This is a genomic window from Photorhabdus sp. RM323S (genome assembly GCF_042879375.1).
Classification (GTDB): Bacteria; Pseudomonadota; Gammaproteobacteria; order Enterobacterales; family Enterobacteriaceae; genus Photorhabdus; species Photorhabdus tasmaniensis.
In genome coordinates this window covers 1-2,862 of record NZ_JBHFKZ010000120.1, presented here as the reverse complement: position 1 = coordinate 2,862, position 2,862 = coordinate 1, and the positions used below count along the sequence as shown (strand labels likewise).

2 protein-coding genes and 1 pseudogene are annotated in these 2,862 nt (G+C 41.6%); all 3 read left to right on the top strand.

Annotated features, from left to right (window positions below; translation table 11 throughout):
• Positions 1–233: pseudogene (locus ACGF7G_RS21950) on the top strand (hypothetical protein); the annotation flags it as partial.
• 36 nt (positions 234–269) lie between these two features.
• Positions 270–1,421 carry a DUF3396 domain-containing protein gene (locus tag ACGF7G_RS21945; protein WP_387468383.1) on the top strand — a complete coding sequence of 384 codons (1,152 nt, stop codon included), beginning with the start codon at positions 270–272 and terminating at the stop codon, positions 1,419–1,421.
• Positions 1,421–1,693: a PAAR domain-containing protein gene (locus tag ACGF7G_RS21940; RefSeq protein ID WP_387468380.1), complete on the top strand. Its 273-nt coding sequence runs from the start codon at positions 1,421–1,423 to the stop codon at positions 1,691–1,693. The genes ACGF7G_RS21945 and ACGF7G_RS21940 overlap by 1 nt, the downstream gene beginning before the upstream one ends.
• Positions 1,694–2,862: the final 1,169 nt, after the last annotated feature.

Below are 2,862 nucleotides of genomic sequence, written 5' to 3'. Positions count from 1 at the left end.
TTAATTCAACTTCCACGCTGGCCTGGTATGCCCGCTATGACCGTGGCCCTCTGCATATAACGCCGATTAGAGGCGGTGAACCCGCCCTGGTCAGCGGGATCTGGCGAACCGATAGCTTGCCGGGCGAGCAGTACTTTTTTGCTCAGGGGGCTACAGCCTTCGATACTCAGGGCGCAGCATCGGGCACAACCGTATGGCATCTGATACGGGAAGCGGCGAATATGTGGGAATAACGGATTATCCACCGCCTCATCATGAAAGGAGAGAAGATGAAAACTTTGGATTATTTTTCCCAGTTGAGATCACAACTGGCTGCATTTACCTTCCTCAATGGCGATGGGCTGACTGTTTCCCGTCTGGGTATCTCGATAACCCTGTTTTTTAAACAGGGTTACACTCAGGAGAAAAAGCAACGCATTCTGGCCTGTTATTGCCGCTTTCGCGAAGAGTTCAGCACTCACCTGCGTTTTCACCGTCATGCATTGAAAGGGCTAAAAAAATATTCACCAGAAAATATTGCTAAAGTGGAAGAAGGTATTCTTAATCAGAAAAAGAATCAGCCCTCTAGTTGGGTAGTCAGTGACGCCAAAAATCTCTATGAAGCTCCCCGCTATCTGATGCGTTATCTAGATTCCGACGAGGACGATGGTGATGACAGTAGCTCTTACCTAAGCCTGACACTTCCTTGGGATTATCTAAAAGAACAAGAGGGTATGGCTCGCTTTATGGCCTGGCTGGACTTTCTGTGTGAACAGCTTGAGCCTGACAGTGGGGACTGTGGTTACTGTCTGGTCCTGCCCAGAGATTACCATGATTACTTTCCCCTGGAGTACCAGTTAGCACAGCGCTATCCTTCCCTGCAAGTGAACTCCGCAGTGCACACAGCTAAATTACAGTATGAACATTCCATCCGGGGCATTAACTGGATCACCCTGCTGTCCAAACGCTTTGTTAACCGACTGGGTGGGGAACATTGGATACGCAAGACGCTGGCTCGTTATTCGGATGTGGTGATTAGCTCTTACCCCAATGGTCTGATGATCCGGGCCGGTCAATACCCGGATCTAACACCACTACCGGGCAATGTCCCGACGAGTTATTTTGCCATTAACCAGCTGATACGCCCGATACGGGTTATTCCTCGTGAAGGCCATTCTCTGCATTTTTATGGTGAAGGACATTTTAATTCAACTTCCACACTAGCCTGGTATGCCCGCTATGATCGTGGCCCTCTGCATATCACCCCGGTGAGAACCGGTGAGCCGATGCTTGTCAGCGGATTCTGGCGAACTGACAGCCAGCCTGACAAACAATATTTCTTTGTTCAGGGCGCAACTGCCTTTGATATTCAGGGTGCAGAGCCGGGCACAACTGTATGGCATCTGATACGGGAAGCAGAAAATAGAGAGGAGTCAATATAATGCGAAGTGTAGTAGAAAGAAGACAAATTATCCTTAACGGTGATACCACGACAACCGGAGGAAACGTTTTAAATGGTTCCGATTTGGTCAACCAACAACTGGAGGTTGCCCGTAAAGGTGATCCGGTATTTTGTCCTGCCTGTAAACAAACCGGCGCTATTGCGGAAGGTTCTAACTTGTTCAATATACAGGGAATACCTGTCGCACTGGCGGGACACCTTGTTAATTGTGGTTGCCCGACCGGAGCCTGTCGATTAAAGGTACGGTCATAAAGATCAAACGCCAAAGCCATTAATTAAAATACCCATAAAATCAGGGCAGGCTTTAAGCTGTTATTAAACGTCATTTTTTAAACTGATGATTTTAATCGGTATAAAGTTTTAACCGTTTTTTTACCCCTTTTAACGCCTGCTTTTTATTAAGTTTAATCATCATCCGCTATTATGTTTTACGTTTAACAAACCTTAAATCTCTCCACTTTTTATCTTTACCAACGCTGTTTTACCCGCCTTTTTCAGAGTTTAAATCCTGTCACATTAACCGTTTTATCCCTTTTTTATTACATTACTTTTAGAGTTTTATCCGTAAAACAACCGTCGATAAAACGCTTTAATACCTATTCCTTTCGAATAATATTCTTTTATATGTGAATTTCTTTTCAACTCTCTTTTAACGGTTAATCATTTTCGATTAAATACCATTAAATCCCCCGCTAAAAACTCGCATTTACCGAGTTAAATCCGACCTTGATATAAAAGCCAAAAGCTTTAATGCCTTTTCACTTGCATTTTAAAAAAATCATGACAGGTTTGGTAAATGTAAAATAAATAGCATGTAAAATTTTAATCCTTGTTTTCACCCCTTTTAACACGGGATTTTTATTACATTTAATCATCATAAAATATCATGTTTTACGTTTAATAAACCCTAAATCTCTCCACTTTTTATCTTTACCAACGCTGTTTTACCCGCCTTTTTCAGGACTTAAATCCTGCCACATTAACCGTTTTATCCCTTTTTTATTGCATTGTTTTTAGGGTTTTATCTGTAAAACAACCGTCGATGAAACGCTTTAATACCTGTTCCGTTCGGATAATATTCTTTTATATGTGGATTTCTTTTCAACTCTCTTTTAACGGTTAATTATTTCCGATTAAATGCCATTAAATCCCCCGCTAAAAACTCGCATTTACCGAGTTAAATCCGGTCTTGATAAAAAAGCCAAAAGCTTTAATACCTTTTCACTTGCATTTTAAAAAAATCATGACAGATTAGGTAAATGTAAAATAAATCGCGCATAAAATTTTAATCCTTGTTTTCACCCCTTTTAATACGGGCTTTTTATTACATTTAATCATCATAAAATATCATGTTTTACGTTTAACAAACCTTAAACCTCTCCACTTTTTATCTTTACCAACGCTGTTTTACCCGCCTTTTT

Coding starts and splice junctions, on each gene's coding strand:
- ACGF7G_RS21945 (WP_387468383.1), top strand. CDS start 270: ATGAAAACTTTGGATTATTTTTCCCAGTTGAGATCACAACTGGCTGCA.
- ACGF7G_RS21940 (WP_387468380.1), top strand. CDS start 1,421: ATGCGAAGTGTAGTAGAAAGAAGACAAATTATCCTTAACGGTGATACC.